18 protein-coding genes are annotated in these 15052 nt (G+C 61.5%); 2 read left to right on the top strand and 16 right to left on the bottom strand.

The genetic code is table 11. The features are described from left to right. Positions 1-18: 18 nt before the first annotated feature. Entirely contained in the window at positions 19-723 is a 705-nt protein-coding gene (locus PYRFU_RS01750; RefSeq protein ID WP_014025888.1) for a hypothetical protein, read from the bottom strand. A 14-nt stretch (positions 724-737) separates the two neighbouring features. Here PYRFU_RS01750 and PYRFU_RS01755 point away from each other — a divergent pair, with 14 nt between their 5' ends. Then, the gene (locus PYRFU_RS01755; protein WP_014025889.1) at positions 738-1688 is read left to right on the top strand and encodes a hypothetical protein; all 951 of its coding nucleotides are present in this window, start codon (positions 738-740) and stop codon (positions 1686-1688) included. Beyond that, positions 1685-2344: a hypothetical protein gene (locus PYRFU_RS01760; RefSeq protein WP_014025890.1), complete on the top strand. Its 660-nt coding sequence runs from the start codon at positions 1685-1687 to the stop codon at positions 2342-2344. The genes PYRFU_RS01755 and PYRFU_RS01760 overlap by 4 nt, the downstream gene beginning before the upstream one ends. A gap of 4 nt (positions 2345-2348) precedes the next feature. On the opposite strand, the gene PYRFU_RS01765 is transcribed toward PYRFU_RS01760, so the two are convergent. The 15 genes from PYRFU_RS01765 to PYRFU_RS01835 all read right to left on the bottom strand — a co-directional run bounded on the left by PYRFU_RS01765 (position 2349) and on the right by PYRFU_RS01835 (position 15036). Beyond that, on the bottom strand, positions 2349-2801 hold the full coding sequence (locus PYRFU_RS01765; protein ID WP_014025891.1) for a COG1361 family protein: 453 nt from the start codon (positions 2799-2801) through the stop codon (positions 2349-2351). Then, positions 2788-4605, bottom strand: a complete 1818-nt coding sequence (locus PYRFU_RS01770; protein ID WP_048191346.1) for a VirB4 family type IV secretion system protein — start codon at positions 4603-4605, stop codon at positions 2788-2790. Before PYRFU_RS01770 ends, PYRFU_RS01765 begins: the two co-directional genes overlap by 14 nt. Before the next feature lie 302 nt (positions 4606-4907). Next, on the bottom strand, positions 4908-5900 hold the full coding sequence (locus tag PYRFU_RS01775) for a hypothetical protein (protein WP_014025893.1): 993 nt from the start codon (positions 5898-5900) through the stop codon (positions 4908-4910). 48 nt (positions 5901-5948) lie between these two features. Then, on the bottom strand, positions 5949-6563 hold the full coding sequence (locus PYRFU_RS01780) for a carboxypeptidase-like regulatory domain-containing protein (RefSeq protein ID WP_014025894.1): 615 nt from the start codon (positions 6561-6563) through the stop codon (positions 5949-5951). Further along, positions 6548-7006, bottom strand: coding sequence for a metal-dependent hydrolase (locus PYRFU_RS09820; RefSeq protein WP_014025895.1), 459 nt, complete (start codon positions 7004-7006; stop codon positions 6548-6550). The genes PYRFU_RS01780 and PYRFU_RS09820 overlap by 16 nt, the downstream gene beginning before the upstream one ends. After that, on the bottom strand, positions 7003-7251 hold the full coding sequence (locus PYRFU_RS01790) for a hypothetical protein (protein ID WP_014025896.1): 249 nt from the start codon (positions 7249-7251) through the stop codon (positions 7003-7005). Before PYRFU_RS01790 ends, PYRFU_RS09820 begins: the two co-directional genes overlap by 4 nt. An 18-nt stretch (positions 7252-7269) precedes the next feature. Beyond that, positions 7270-9783 carry a type II secretion system F family protein gene (locus PYRFU_RS01795; protein WP_014025897.1) on the bottom strand — a complete coding sequence of 838 codons (2514 nt, stop codon included), beginning with the start codon at positions 9781-9783 and terminating at the stop codon, positions 7270-7272. Between the two features lie 24 nt (positions 9784-9807). Continuing rightward, positions 9808-11442 (bottom strand): type II/IV secretion system ATPase subunit, encoded by a 1635-nt coding sequence (locus tag PYRFU_RS09825; RefSeq protein WP_014025898.1) that lies wholly within the window; start codon positions 11440-11442, stop codon positions 9808-9810. After that, positions 11439-11681: a hypothetical protein gene (locus PYRFU_RS01805; protein WP_014025899.1), complete on the bottom strand. Its 243-nt coding sequence runs from the start codon at positions 11679-11681 to the stop codon at positions 11439-11441. The genes PYRFU_RS09825 and PYRFU_RS01805 overlap by 4 nt, the downstream gene beginning before the upstream one ends. A 38-nt stretch (positions 11682-11719) precedes the next feature. Next, the gene (locus PYRFU_RS01810) at positions 11720-12895 is read right to left on the bottom strand and encodes a hypothetical protein (RefSeq protein WP_014025900.1); all 1176 of its coding nucleotides are present in this window, start codon (positions 12893-12895) and stop codon (positions 11720-11722) included. 19 nt (positions 12896-12914) lie between these two features. After that, a complete protein-coding gene (locus PYRFU_RS01815; protein ID WP_048191349.1) occupies positions 12915-13202 on the bottom strand; it encodes a hypothetical protein in 288 nt (95 codons plus the stop codon). 82 nt (positions 13203-13284) lie between these two features. Next, positions 13285-13713 (bottom strand): hypothetical protein, encoded by a 429-nt coding sequence (locus tag PYRFU_RS01820; RefSeq protein ID WP_014025902.1) that lies wholly within the window; start codon positions 13711-13713, stop codon positions 13285-13287. Positions 13714-13895: 182 nt separating this feature from the next. Continuing rightward, on the bottom strand, positions 13896-14405 hold the full coding sequence (locus PYRFU_RS01825) for a ribbon-helix-helix protein, CopG family (protein ID WP_244403882.1): 510 nt from the start codon (positions 14403-14405) through the stop codon (positions 13896-13898). A gap of 8 nt (positions 14406-14413) precedes the next feature. Further along, positions 14414-14695, bottom strand: coding sequence for a hypothetical protein (locus PYRFU_RS01830; RefSeq protein ID WP_014025905.1), 282 nt, complete (start codon positions 14693-14695; stop codon positions 14414-14416). Further along, on the bottom strand, positions 14692-15036 hold the full coding sequence (locus tag PYRFU_RS01835; protein ID WP_014025906.1) for a hypothetical protein: 345 nt from the start codon (positions 15034-15036) through the stop codon (positions 14692-14694). The genes PYRFU_RS01830 and PYRFU_RS01835 overlap by 4 nt, the downstream gene beginning before the upstream one ends. Between the last annotated feature and the right edge of the window lie 16 nt (positions 15037-15052).

Below are 15052 nucleotides of genomic sequence, written 5' to 3' on the forward strand. Positions count from 1 at the left end.
GTAGGGTGGGTGGGTCTCCTAAGGCGGCAGTAGGGCGAGTGCATCCTCGAGAGCCGCCGCACAAGCCTCCATACCACGCTTGCCCGTCCTCCCTCTCAACGGAGACCAACCGAACCTTACTCCCGCGACACACGAGGTGAGTATGTAACCGTCTGCTCCAACCGCAGTTGGGTTGGAGGTTCTCACCATCACCCTGAACCCGAGCTTCCCGAGCCTCGCGGTGAACCTCACTACTCTACCCAACTCCTCCCTCAGGTCGAAAGACGCGTTGTAATAGACGGTGTCGTAGCCGGCCTCGAGGTAGGCCAGGTAGGCTCCGGTGCACCGGCAGGGCTTCACGACAGGCATGCATGTGAGACCCGCATCCTCCGCAACCCTACAGAACTCGAGGTTAACCTCCACGAGGCGGTGCGCGGGGCCACACGGGTCCTCGGTTCGCAGCGTCAGGTCGGGACCGGTTACCAGGGTGAACCCTAGCCCAGCTGCCCTCTCCACGAGCATCCTAGCGTCGGGCAGGATAGCCTCTAGGACATCATCACGGCTTGTCAGCTCGAGGAGGGCCTCCCTGCTCCACCCTACCCTCTCCAGGGACCCGATGCTCCACGTCACCCTGTCCACGGGGACTGCGAGCCCCAGCCCGCGAGGCTCTCCGAGGAGCCTCCACCACCATGTCGAGCGCTCACGGAGCCTAGCCTCGGCGAACACCCCCACTGCTGGCCCCATAGAGACCCCGTGGGATGGGCGGGGGCAGCGCAGCGGCTGCCGGCGTCAGGGACGATGCGAGGAGGCTGCTACCCCAGGCGATACAGGCTATCGAGAAGAGACTGCAAGCCTACCTGAGAAAATCACCGAGGCATAGAGTTCACCGGCTGCTAGCGGAGGTAGCCCTCGATGATAGATGGCCGCCCAGCGTACGGCAAAGGGCCCTGGAGATCATCCGCAACGAGGCCTTGAGGGCGGCGGTTGAGCATCTAAGCACGGGTAAGCCTCTAGAGCGTTGTGTGAGCGTTAAGAGGCTGCTCAATAGGCTTGAGAAGCACGTCTACGAGCCTTTTGTGGGGAAGTACGGCGCGCTCATAGAGCGGTATAAGCCGCTAGCAATCTACGAGTCGCTCTACCCGCCTAGGCCGGAGAGGGTCGGCGTCTGGGTAGAGGAGGACGAGAGGCACATCTACATCACCTACTGGTTCACCTGGCGCTACGACTATAGCTTCGAGGCGCTGGGCGAGAGGTTCAGGATATTCGCCGCTAGGCTCGGGTTGAGTTCCCCGCCGAGCCCAGAGGAGTACCGCGACTACGAGCCGGTGACGGTGGTCGTCGATAAGGGGTCGGAGAGGCTTGTCTCGGTGCAGTTCAGAGTGCACTACACTCTTGTCGATATAGACGCGGAGCACCTGCTGCTTGTCGAGGGGAGGCCTGTTATCTACTTCGCGCTGGAAGGACACACGCCGGTACCAAAGGCGGAGAGCGTAGACATCATAGTGCGTGCGGTGATGCAGGGCAACGTTATCGACGTTAATAGGGCGCCACGGGCCCTCTGGGCCGCCCTGGTCTACAGGTTGGGGGACGTCATGGAGAGACTTAGGGGTGCTGTAAGCGTCGAGGTAGAGCCTCTCTACGGCCCCTCCTGGAGATACTTTAACGTCGGCCATAGGCCCCTAACAAGTAGATGGTGGAGGCCTAGGTGAGAGTAAAGCTACGCTACTCCTGGTGTGGCCGCATTCCACCCTGCTTTGGCAGACCCTCGGAGGAGAGGCCGGAGGGACTCGAGGAGTACTTGTATAAGCTGACGGGTAGGCATTGGGGTCTACGCGGCGAGAGAGTATATGGCGACCACCGTGAGGCGGCGTGTGACGCCGCGATCCTCTTCCTCACGGGGTACGACGTGTGGCTCGAGCCTCTAGACCCGCCGCCCCGTAGACCCCCGGAGCTTAGAAGCTGGAGGGACTTGCTCCGCTACACTCCCTGGCTCGATAGGCTCGCCTCCAGGATAGCCTCGAAGAGAGACTTTGACTCTGCGTTTAAGGCGGCGGTGGAATCCCTCTCCGAGATGTTCGTCGCTAGCCTCGAGCAGGGCGGGAGAATCGACCCAGAGGCGCTCGGCGGCTACCAGGCCCTCGCCGAGGTATTCACACATATGCTCGAGTTTAGGCTGATGGGGTTCGAGGAGGGTTTCCGGGAACTCGAGAGGAGGAGGCCGTGGGTCGACGCCGCCTACATAGCCTTCGCGCCCTGGAGGCTCTTCGCGAGGCACTATACACGCGCCCTAGCCGAGCTGGGCAAGGAGGCGGGGAGAGCAACCCTCGAAAAAATCCGGGGGCTTATCGCGAGGAGAGGCTCCTAGCCCATCACCCTATCTGTATTGTTGCGTAGGTTGTCTTGCTGTACTCGTTGCCCTGGGGATCCCTGTAGTAGACTGTGACCCTGAGCGTCTTGCCCTCTACGAAGCTTGTTGCTCCGAAGTCTCCTGGTTTCAGCGTGAATCCTAGGGTTGTGGTGGCGCCGGCGCTAAGCAGCCTGTTGAGCGTCACGTTGTAGGTTGCACCCTCGTAGCCGAACTCGACTACAGTTACATTGAGGGGGACGTTACCATCATTCTTTACCATTAGGTTGATGCTGAGCTCCGAGCCGTCTGGTGGGATAACAGCAGTGACGCCGGAGACCGATAGGGATGCTATGGTCCTGGGCCTCATGAACTGCCCCATGAACATCCAGACCATTAGGCCGCCCACCACGGCCACCAGGATCAGTATCATCGCCGCGACGACCGGGGAGACCGCCCTAACCCTACCCGCCACCATGGCCACTCTCCAGTTTGCTGAAACCAGACCCCGCAGTGGCCCAGGGACGCGTCTCGAACAACTCCTGCTCTTCCTCTTTTAGCACAACATGAACGGGTAGCCGGAGGCCCTCTGTTAGTATCAGGGCGTCGCCTACGTCCGCGCTCATTATGAGCTCCTTCTCCTGGTCTGTTAGCCCGAAGAGCTCGGCTGCAGCCTGCGCCGCGTCATAATCGTGGTGGAAGAGGACCTTGAGGCTGCTGAGCTGCACTGCTATCACCCTGGCCGCCCTGGAGGCCGAGACGTCGCGTGGGTCGTGAGCGATGTGCACGAAGCTCGTGTAGAGCTTCCTCGAGTCCCGGAACGCCTGGAGCAAAGCCGAGACCACATCGTAGTCGCGGAAGGCCTCGAGCACTTGAACAAACTCGTCAAGCACCACGATCTTCCTGACGCTCCTAGGCTCCTCGCGTACCCGCTTGAGTATAACCAAAAGTGATAATGCAGCTGCTAGACGCTCTGCCTCGGGGCTACCCATCTCGCGCAACACGATAACCACGCGTTTACCCGGCTTGGGTTCTTGACCCGTGAATAGGAAGCCTAGAGGCCCCTCAAGGAGTGCGAGTAGACGTTCTCTTAGCCTCTCAGACGCTTTGTTTGCAACCTCCTCTAGACTAGTGCATCTGGATGCTAGTCTTTGAAGCTCGGCTTTCAGGTCAGGCTCTAGGCTAAGCAATGCTGCAATGAATGTAGCTGCGTGCTCAGGGTGCATTAGGCGGAACGGGTCGAGACCAGCCTTAACGCCACGCTTAAGCTCGAATATGTCAGCGTTCATCGCTTTACCAACCCTGATGTACTCCCCGGTACGGTCGATGATGTAGACTCTTAGCTCAGGGTCAAGCCGTGAATATCCAAGCGTTATTTTCTTCGCAAACGCTGATTTACCATAGCCCATCATGCCAAGCACGACAACATTGTAGCTCGTTCGGGCCCAGAGATCCAGGACGACAGGCGTGTCGTCAAGGAGGCTACGGCCCAGATAGATGCCACCGGGCTCGACAAGCTGCGTGGTTATGAACGGGTAGAAGGCGGCGAGGGTGACGCTATCGGTGAAGATGGGCTTAGGTTCCTCGCATTCGTACACCTTGTAATAATATATTGTGGAGTCCCCGGCTGCGAATCCGAGTGCGTCGAGCTCGCGGATCAGGAGTCTCGCTGCTTCCCTCGCCTCGCTGGGCGTCGACCCGGAGACGACGAGCGCTACGCGCACGGCGTGTAGCCTGGCTTCTCGCGCCGCAACCTCCTCCATAAGCTCCGATACCAGCTGCAGCTCCTCGAGCTTCTCTAGCCTGGGCGCCTTGCCCTCGATCTGCCACGAGGCCACAAGCATCTCTAGGAGCTTCCTCCTTGACCTGAGCAGCCTGAATGCCGCGTGCCTGGAGAGCGGCGTGACACAGAGCCTAGCCTCCTCGAGGTGAGGGTACAGGTTGTAGAGGAAGCCCTCGGCGAGGACACGAGGCAAGCCATAGACCGTGACGACGCGATAGACCCTACCCCCGCACACCGCGTAGCTCCTGCGAAGCTCGCAACGCCCCGGGTCGATGAGCGGGGGCGGAGGCTCCAGGAGAGGCTCGTAGCGTAGCCCGGCCCTCGAGAGGAGAGGGTCAAGCCTCTGCTCGCTGGCAATGTAGAACTCGTAGCCTGGGACCTCCTCACCCTCGATCTTAACGACGACTCTGCGCACGATGAGCTGCGTCGTCTTCTCCAGCTTGTCGAGGAGAACTCTAAACGAGTCTATGATCGCCTCCTGCTCCTCCTCAGGGAGCAATGGAAACCCGATTGGGTGGATTTTGTAAGCGTACACTTGTGGGCCCCAAGTTCATTGCATGTAGAGACTCACTGGGTGCGGGCACGGTTTGGAGTGCTTCGCGATGAACACCAGTCACGTGAACATCTCGTGCTGCTCTATGCTCGTGTTTACCCCTCCCGGCCCTCCCGCGTTAAATAATCTTCGATTTCTTTATTAGGATGTGCGGGGGCGCGCGCAGTAGCTCTGCATGCACGGTTCCAACCGCGGTTGGAACCAGTGCAGAGAGGAGCATCGGCTGGCACATGTGAGGCTGGGCGGGACTAGTCGTGGGAGTAATTGGCTAGGAGTGTGATCAGCCGAAGTATTATCAGATCGAGTTGTTGCGTCAGGTTACGGGAGAGGCTCCTGACATAGATGTTGATGGTCTTCGGGTAGACAAGGGCTGTGAACTCGTCACGTGTATCCATCACTTTGAGCCTGTCTCCCTGGTTGAGGATCACTAGCCTCTCGTGGAGGCCCTCGGGCACCCCGTGTATCTCTATGCGGAAGGGGAGGTGTAGAACCGACGTTGCAACCATGGGTTTGGGCTCTGTTATCTCGACCCCGAGCTTCGACGCCACGTGGCGTAATGCACGCTCAGCCTCCTCGAGATTGCCTAGGCGTGCTGGTGCCTCGAGCTTACCCCTCGTGACCTGAACCTTGACGCCACGAGTCTCGACGATTACCTGTTTCACCGCGCCTCTCCTCACGCGAGACGCTAGGATGATCGCCGCCCGGTAGACGTCGATGGGTTGCAGGGGCTTAGCAGCCAGCCGGACGAGCGTGCTGGAGACAGCCTCGCGCCAGGCCTCGAGGAGGCTCCTGGCGGTTCTCACCGCTCTACGAGGCGCACCCAGCCTATCGCCATACACGGCCTCCTGGAGAGCGTCTAGAGCCGTGTTCGGGTTCAGCTTGTAGACCCGGCGTAGCACCCGATACGCGCCGAGGCAACGCACGCCGCAAATGTCGATCGCCCTGGACTCGCCTACGCGAAGCCACCCGCCGATCTCCTCGCGAATCTGCTTCAGGTCTTCATCGGTCTCTGGTAGCCCTCCCCGGGCCGCGATATCCTCGAGTCTCTCGCGTCTCGTCGGCTCCCTGGGCCTCTCCACCGGCGTGTAGTGATCCCTTGCTAGGAGCTCCTCGGTGTCATAGGCCCTGTACTCCGGGTGAAGATCGACAGGCGAGTCGTCTATGACAACGCCGGTCTCCGGGTCGATTATTGCGCCGCTATGTGGATCCACTATCCAACCGCGGTTGGATACTCTGGTCACGGGCGTGGACCCTAGAGGGTCGCGTATAGCCCGTAGCTCCTGTTAACACTACCGCTTGTCACCCTCTTTCAACTCCACCAGCACCCTCCTCTCGTAGAGCACCACGCCATCCGGCCCAACGATACGAATGACATGGTGCCCGGGCTTCAGGTAGAGCAGCGCCGAGAAGCGGCCAGACCCGTCGGTACGAGCCTCAGCCACCCTCCTACCGTCAACCTCGGCAACAACCTGGGCACCCACGAGGGGCGAGCCATCCGGGGCCACCGCGACGCCCTCAAGCCTCACAGGCTCCCCCACCGCCACAACAACCCTCGCCACCCCGCGATCCGCGCCGCGCCTCTCGCGGGCAGCGCGGGACTTGGCTGGTGGGCGTTTACCAACCGCGGTTGAGCGAAATGCAGCAAGGAGCTTCTCCTCGGGGCACCACGCGGTGCAGCCCGGTGCGAGCGCCGTGACGGTGAGGCCGATGACGCTGGAGGCTATCAGGGCGGGGAACCAGTCGAGGCCGTTCTGGAGCGCCACGAGGAGAGCAACTAGGGCGGCAGGCGCCCCGTAGAAGAGGAGGCGGCGTGGCTCGACGTCACCGATGAAGGGTAGTGTTATGATCGGCTCCTCGAGCCACCTGCGCTCACGGAACCAGAGTGTTCTTATGATGCGTGCCATGCTAGGAGCGACACCCCGACTATGAAGGCTGCGGCGCCCAGTGTTGTGAGGATAGTGTTCGCCGTTGGGTCGTCGTAGTGGATTGGGCCGCGTAGCCTCCTTCTCGAGAGCGGCCAGAGGGGCCAGACGCCCGCGGGTGTCAGGGCGTCGAGGGCTAGGTGGGTGGCGGTCCCCGCCGCTGCGAGCGGGTAGGCTAGTGGCGTGACCAGCCTCCAGGCCGCGTTAAGAACAGCTGTTATCAGGGCGGGGAGGAGCAAGCAGGCGAACAGGTTGTGGGTCCAGGGTGCGCGCCGACGCCCAACATGCCCCAACGCATCTATGAACTCGTCCGCGGCGAGAGCCGCCAAGAGAGCCACGCCGAAATCGGCGAAATGCGCGTGGAGCAGCCCGGCGAGGAGCGCAACAACACCCGCCGCGATGCTTAAGTGCGTCTTCCTCCTCAACGCGTCGCCACCATCGCAACCCCAATCAGCACGAGCACGAGAGCCCAGAGCGCTACGAGGCTGGATGTCACAACCCTGTCTATATCCTCGCGTCTAACGAGCCTGGCCCCCATGTAGAAGATTGTGGCTAGGAGGAGCGCGTAGAGGAAGGGGGCTAGGGTCTCGAGGCCGAGTGGCTTCAGAGCGATTGAAAAGACTCGAGCGGGCCACGAAAGGGCCTCCGCTACTCGCGCTGCACCCAGCATCTAGGCGTCCCCCGGGTGTTAGCCTTGCGAGGCTGCAGTGATTGCAAACATCTTGTGTATGTAAGCTCGTACCAGCGGATCTGCATAGGCTAGCATGGCGGCGAGTATCAATGCGACTATTGTTAGTCTCAGTGTAGCCTTGAGGGAGCCGTCTATCGCCTTGCTGCCCACCGTGGCCATCGCTGCGCTAGCCTCGACTACCATGAGCCTGGTTGCCTCGACGCTAGCCGGGTTGAGGACGAAGAGGGTTGGCGTGGCTACGCCCGCGCCCGAGACCTGACTAGTTATCCTCTGGAGCTGGACTGTGAACACCTCGGCGATCCCCGCGCTCATGGAGGCGAAGGAGGCTAGCATCACGGGAGCCGCGTACATCAGCGCCTCGTAGAGCCTCAGCTGGCTCTTCATCTCGCGGTAGGCGAGATAGTAGTCCTGGAGGAACCTGTGGAGAGTCTCCAGGACCCGTGGAGTACCGCCACCCGTCGCCTCTATCTCGGCGACGGTGAAGAGAACTATCCTGGCGACCCTCGAGGGGGTCCAGAGCCTCAGCACCGCCTCGTCGAGCGGTACGTCGAGCCTCAGCATGGCCGCGAGCTTCTCAATTAGCGCGTTGAAGTGCTGGTTGTAGGGCTTCCTCTCGGCGAGGTCTAGGATGGCACTCGAGGGTGGTAGCCCGATCTTACGGTACTCGAGCAGGTCGCGGACGAAGAGGGGGAGAGCCGCCTCGTGGGCCCTGGCGATGCGCACCTGGAGCAGCCACTGGGCGCCGTAGCCGAGCCCCAGCGCCGCTATCACGGCTGTGAGGGCTGCCCAGGAGTACCCGTAGCTGAGCACACCCCACGCCGCCGCGACAGCCACGGCAACGGCGGGTATACCGTGGGCTATCGCCACCTCGGGAACCGTGAAACCCAGTTGCATTGACTGCACGATGCCGACGAAGACCGCAGCCATGAGGGGGATCCCCAGGTAGGTGAACACTTGGAGAAACGCAGCCTGCTCCACAGCGCCGCCGACAATCGCGAAAATGGAGGTTAGGAGGACAAAGGCAATCACCATCACCTCGCCGAGAGTCACCACCCTCTCGGCGAACTGACGGAGACGGAAACGGAGCCACTCGAGCTGCTCCCTAACCCTATCCTCCAGGTAGCCTAGGAGGTCCCCGCCTGTGACAACGAGGCTGGTGTACCCACGGAGCAGGTCGGCGAAGCTCCTGGAGGGGTGCGTATCCGCCAGCCTCTCCATAGCAGTGATCCAGTCGACGCCCTCCACCATCACAGTGCGCTCTAGGAGCCTAGCCTCCCTCTCCATAGCGGGGAGGATGGAGCCCCGGAGCCTCCTGAAAGCCTCGAAGAGGGAGACACCAGCAGCCTGAAGGCTGGCGGCGAGAAGCACGAACCATGGTAGCTCGTCCTCGACGCGTCTTCTCCTCTCACCCGCCTTGCTAGGTAGCTCTAGCCACGGGGAGGCTAGCGTGGAACATGCCGCGAGGAGGGCTGCTCCAACCGCGGTTGCACCGAGTGTCGGCGAGAGTAGGGCGAGTGGCAGGAGGGAGGGGGTGGCCGCGAGCGTTAGAAGTGCTGCCGTGAGCCTCTTCGAGGCGTAGACTACCGGGTCTTCGAAGACAGCTGCGCGCTGCAGCATCGGCTTGATCCTCTCGGCGTAGGCCTCGAGGAGCTGCGCGAGCCTCTCGTGCTTGATTAGGAGCGCCACGTACCACCTCGAGTAGTGGGGTCTTATCGCGAGCCTCGGAGCCACCACCACAATCCTATAGATGCTCGTCGAGAGGCCCGCGAGGCCGTAGACTATCACGATGTAGCCGCTGGCGAGGCTGAGAGAATCCGGAGCCGCCACCAGCAGCGTATAGCCAGCGATAGTGTCTAGCGCGAACAGCACACCCTCCACGAGCTCAGCGCGGATGAAGGGCGCTTGGCCTCGAGGCGGGTGGATGATGACCCTACTGGGCTTCAGTTTCAGGCCACGGACTGCGGCCAGCAGGGAGCCCGTCAAGGCTGGTATCAGGGCGGCTGCAAGGAACGGCCTACCGGGAAGGGCCGAGACAACGGCGAGAGCAGAGTAGGCGACGGCGGCGAACCTCCACTCGCCCGGCAGCAGCCTCACCGCGTAGTACGTCGAGACCAGGAGGAGCGGGGCGGATGCGAGCGCGAGCATGCTAGCGGGGCTTGCGGCCGCCACCAATGTTAGTGCGAGCGACTCGAGCAGCAAGAGCACTGAGTACCTTGGCTTGGGTCTCACTAAGCGGGTGGCCAGGTACGCCACGCTAGACGAGAGGAGGGGTGCGGCGAGCACCAGCGCTGGCAGCGGGCCTAGCAGAGCAACCGCGGTTGGAACTGATGCGGCGAACAACAGCGTTGACAGCCAATGGGGGGTGGTGATCCCGAGTAGGACGCCCGCCAGGAGGCCGGACGCCAGCGCCACTATAGTATAATAGATATCTATCCCGTGATGGAGAGTCGGTAGCGACGCGAGCCACGCGATCACAGTGACCGCGGTTAGAGCGGCCCTCCTCGCATTCACTCTAGATCCCGGGTTGTAACGAGGCTAGGCTGCAGTGCGGCGCCTCTGCATGTGGAACGCCTTAAGGTGCCGATAGAACTCTTTCCAGTTGTAGATCCTCTTCTCGGTTAGCCTCTCTAGGAGCTCGGCTCGGGCCGCCAGCTCCTCGACGAGGCGCCCCCGGTCCCAGCCCAGGGCCTCTGCCTTGACCTGAAGCCTCACGGATCTCCTCGCAACCTCCTCGGGGCTGCTTGGCTCGAAGGTGTCGCGGCGCGGGTCCCACCTGAACACCTGAGTGTACTCTATCTCGTCTTGGACTCCGGGTGCGCGCACCAGGATCCTCGGGTGGCCCTGCCTAGGCTCAGGGAGGATCTCGTAGACGGCCTTCACCCTGCGGACGGTTCTACCCTCGACGACGGTCCTCGTCATGAAGACGATGGTGTTGAGGACGCGGATGAATGAGGGGCCTACGCTGAGCGGCGGCGATACGAGCCTCGTCACCATCTCGTGTAGAGAGCCAGCATGGAAAGTGCCACCTCCCCCGTGACCCGTCGCAAGAGCCTGGATGAGCACCGAGGCCTCCTCGCCTCTAACCTCGCCGACGACGATCACTTGCGCCCTCCTCCTAAGCGCGAACTTGACGAGGTCAAACAGCGTCACGTCTCTGGCGGTTCCCGCGAAGAAGGATCTCCTGGTGTATAGCGGGTCCCAGCCGGGATGCGGCAACCGGAGCTCAGGGACGTCCTCGACTGTCACTATCCTCCAGTCGGGTGGTGCCATGGAGAGCGTCGCGTTGAGCATGGTTGTCTTCCCCGAGGCCATCTCGCCGACGAAGAAGACGTTGCCGTAGAGCTCCAGGAGGAGCATGAGGTACGCCGCGAGCAGCGGAGAGAGGGTACCTAGCTCCACCAGCTTAGGCACCGAGTAGGGGACCTCCGGGAACTTGCGGAGCACAAACCCGGGACCAACACCGTGGATGTCGCCAAGGTTCAGAGCTATCCTGTGACGCTCTGGTGTACGCGCCTCGAGGAGAGGATTAGCCGTCGAGATGTACTGGCCAGCCTTCTGGGCCAACCGCTGCACATACCGGGCCATCTCAGCCTCCCGGGGCATCACGATGTTAGTCTCGATCCACGTGACCCACCCTACGTCACGGTGCACGACCTGCACGGGTCTACCCGGAAGTCCCGCAACCTCCTCGACGTTAGGGTCGCGCACCAACACATCGATAGGACCCCAACCGGCTACATCGCGAGTTACATAGTACTGCAATGCCCTCAGGTCGTCCCCGCTCATCACGTCGGCTAGACCAAGCTCCTCGACAGCCTCGATCACAACGGCCTTCAGGTACTCCTCGTGATTGATGCCGTCGGAGGGCGGCCTAGCGGTGAACGCAATATGGTCCATGACGAGAGGGTAGTAGCGTCTGACTGACTCGCTAACCGGTGGCTCGTGAACCAGATACATGACTTCATTCTCGAACTCGACAAGGTAGACCGTAGCCAGGTTGTCGACACCAGCACGGTATGATCTCAGAACCCTAGCCCTACCCGGCAATACTACAGCATCGGCTTGTGCGCTGACCAGGCGGTAGCCAGTCGCGATCCTCCGGCGTCGACGTCCGGGGACAAATGCATCGAGTAGTGCTTTTCTCAAGCCATTTAGGTCTAAGCCTTTCACGCCGTCACCCAGTGGTAGGGTTGTGCGTGTGCAGTGACTGCGGATGTTCTGGTCTTCTCACTCTCCAGGTTTTCGAGTAGTAGTGCAACAGCCGAGCCTACGAGCAGACCAAGTGCGCCGCCAAGCGCTGCACCAGTTACACGGCCTAGTGCATAACCCAGAGTTATGCCTGCAAGTGTCGTAGCAGCTATCATTGCTAGCTTCGGGTCGCTTGTCCTAAGGTATAGTTCATATAACATGTTCATCATCCCCCGAAAGTATTCGGGGGCGTAATACGTTAATATTCCTGCTGCTGGTGTGTGAAAGCGTGCCAAGGTATCCCTAGGGTCTCGTCGACGACCCGCTTGTAGTATCTCCTTGTTTGAAGTTTCCACAACGTATGTTTGTAAGCATGTTGTAGAATGTAACCTAGGCCGCCTAGCGGGTATGTTGGCTCTCTTATCGCATGTATCAGACCCCGGGTGAACCCGACTATCCTCGAGGCTATTCCGCCTGTGGGTGTCGTGACCGGCCATGGTAGTGGGCTTCGGACGAGTTCTGGGGCTGCTGCCAGGTGTGGCACGATCTGTCTGATTGTCTTTGCCGCTGCGGGGCCAGCCACATAGCCTAGGAACATGCTTGTCAGGGCCATTGTCGTGGAGGCTCTAGGAGCTAGGATGCTGGCGATGACTGGGGCGAAGAAGCTGGCTGCTATCATCATGAGTGTGAGGCCGGCCTCGTAGACGCCGCTGGGGTCCCAGTGGGTTATGAGTTCGGACCCCAGCCTGTACACCGCAGATGCCAACAGAGGCACGAAGAGCAGGCCGGTGAGGGTTGACACCGCCCCATGGGCCACGTCCCGCACGTACCTGGCGGGAGCGAGCGTCAGGGCTAACCATAGTGGGAGTGTCGCTGCTAACACCGCTGTAAGCATCAAGCGGAGCGCGTTGAACATCCCGAGGAAGATCATGATGGAGAAGAAGGCTGTGAGGACTGCTGGAGCCCCGAGCAGCGTCGCACCGCCTATGACTGCCGCCGCGCCCTCGGTGACCTTCGCGAGGTAGACGTCCTCGGGGTTGCCCGAGAAGAGGGTGTAGGACCCCCACGCGACGAGAGCAGCCGCCCCGTCGTAGACGTGCTTCGAGAGGAGGATGGCTAAGAGGACTAGGAGCGAGCGTTTCAACACAGTGCCCAGCTCCACCCTATCCTCATAGAGGTATTCCAGAAGCGCGAGGAGGGTCATGAAGGTGTAGGCCAGGATGCCTAGCAGCAGGGAGGTGTCGTACACCGCGTTCATGGCGGGCGCGAGGTCGTGGAAGACGCGGGGCGCGTCGCGAGTATAGACGTCGAAACCGGGGACGGCAAGGCTAAGCTCGATGACAGGCTTCACGGTAAACTCGGCGATGAAACGCGCGACAGGATCGATAAGCGTCTTGAAAAGCTCGTTAAGCGCGTCGAATATCGGGTTTCCCATAGCCCGTACACCTCTACCCTCACTCGGCGGTGACTAGGCGCAGCACATTCACCGCGATGACCATCCCCGCTATCGCCGAGACTATCCACTGGACCCAGCGGAGCAGAGTCACCATCATGTCGCCGAGCGTCCTCCCGCTCGGCAGCTGTACCTTCGCAACGTCGGGCTGCTGGCTGTAGATGCCCCAGCCTAGGAAGCTCCTCGCGAAGAAGTCGATTGCATAGGGGAGGATCCACACGAGGATCAACACAAAAACAGCGACCATCAACTGCTTCTTGGCTCGTGCAGCCTCGAACGGGTCCGGCACGGATCCCGCACCCAGGAGTGTGGCGGGGACCCCGCAGTGGCGTGAGGCGGTTGTCGAGAGGTGTTCAGGGTGGTGGCATGTGTTAACCGCGGTTGCCGGCAACGCTGGCGACCTTGCACCTCATTTCTCCCACAACCCCTCCCAAGATCATGGCAGACGTGGAAAGCGCGGCGCTTACGGGGTCTACCGCGGGTCTAACACCGAACAAGCTCAGGGTGAGCGTGGCTAACACGACAACCGTGAAGTACGGCACAGCTATGGAGATGGCCCCTCGAAGACCGTGTCTAAACCCCTCCGTGAATGACTCCACCAGACCCACGAGCACCAGGGTCACGCTAAACGCGGCGAGTAGAGGTACGTTTATCAGAGGCTGGGCGTTGACACCTAGCGTGCGAAGCCAGGCCATAAAAGCCGTCTCAGCTGCGTGTATCGCCCTGAGGCCCATCTGTAAAAAGCTGTGCAAGACATCCTCGAGGGCCATCTCGACTATAATGAAGGGATTGTGAGACATGCGCACCACCGTGATCTCGAAGTATGTCTGTGCTTTTACGCGTGCCTGTGTACCTCTATGCTGGCGTTAGACTAGGTATGTGTGGTTAGCTCCTTGGCGTCCGTGCCTGCACTTGGCTTCTCCCGCGAGAAGCCCGAGTACGAAAGCCACCATGAGCTTCTCCCGTGCGCCTATCTTCATCCTCAGCAGCTCCTCAGCTGGGCTAGTACCGCAGCGGCGCGTAGGAGGTCGGAGCGCGTGAGGCCTAGCGCCTTTGCCCTCTCGTCAACCTCCTCGTCGAGCTCCGCCGGGAGCTTTACAGACCTGATGGTGGGCGCCTTGCAGCGTAGAGCCTCCATGCTCAGCTTGTTCACCGTATCGGCGTCCATCTCGAGCACCTTGCGTAGGGCCTCTCGTAGAGGCCCGGACCCGGGGAAGATGCACGTCTTGAACGTGGTCACTACGCTCCTGGCTCTACGCTCCACCCCCGCTCCCGCCGCCGGGGGTACCAGCTTGACGCGCGAGCCGCGGGAGCAGAGATAGGCGAGCATCCTGTGACACTCGTCGCTGAAACGCGACGAGTGTACAAGCGCGCCGGCCACACCCCGGAGGGGGCGGCCACAGCAAGGACACGCGTTGAACACGTGCACCTTCTTGACGTGCCTCTTGAGGCTGGATAGTTGCTTGTAGCTGCGCCCGCAGAACGGACACACGTACAACCCTACCACCCCGCTATCGCCGCGAGCCTCTCAAGCCTCCTGAGGAGGAGCCCACCGAGCCTCTCCCCGCGCAGCCTCACGACGCCACCCCTCTCCTCCAGCAGCCCGGCCGCAGCGAGAACCTCGATCTCCTCCCGCACGCCGCGCCCACCACCAGCGATTATGACATTGCGCTTCTCCCTGACGCGCCTCACAGCAGCCTCGATATCCTCCACCCTAGCCTCGCCACCGTTAGCCGCCAGGTAGCCCAGGAGAAAGTCACGGAGGAACACCACCCTCCTCACCGCCCACCACCCCCAGCCTCGAGATACTCGCCGCAGAGACGAGCACGGGCAGCATCGCCGCTAGAGAGCACCGGGACGCCGTCACGCTCCACGATGATCTTGACCCTCCTCGCCTTCGACGCCAGCTCCTCGAGGAGATCCAGCCACTCGTCCTCATCCATAGGCACGCCAGGGGCGGCCACCGGAGGCTCAACCTCGAAGACCAGGCCCTCCCCATCCGCCAGCTCCTTCACCATCCTACCCGTGATCATCGAGAGCTGGTGGACGAGGAAGCCAAGCTCCTGGTACGTCTCCGGGGTCACTGGCAGATCCCAGACGAGGCGAACCCGGTACCCCGACACCCCACGCCACCCCACC

Origin of the sequence: Pyrolobus fumarii 1A (genome assembly GCF_000223395.1) — an archaeon.
In the GTDB taxonomy this organism is placed as follows: domain Archaea; phylum Thermoproteota; class Thermoprotei_A; order Sulfolobales; family Pyrodictiaceae; genus Pyrolobus; species Pyrolobus fumarii.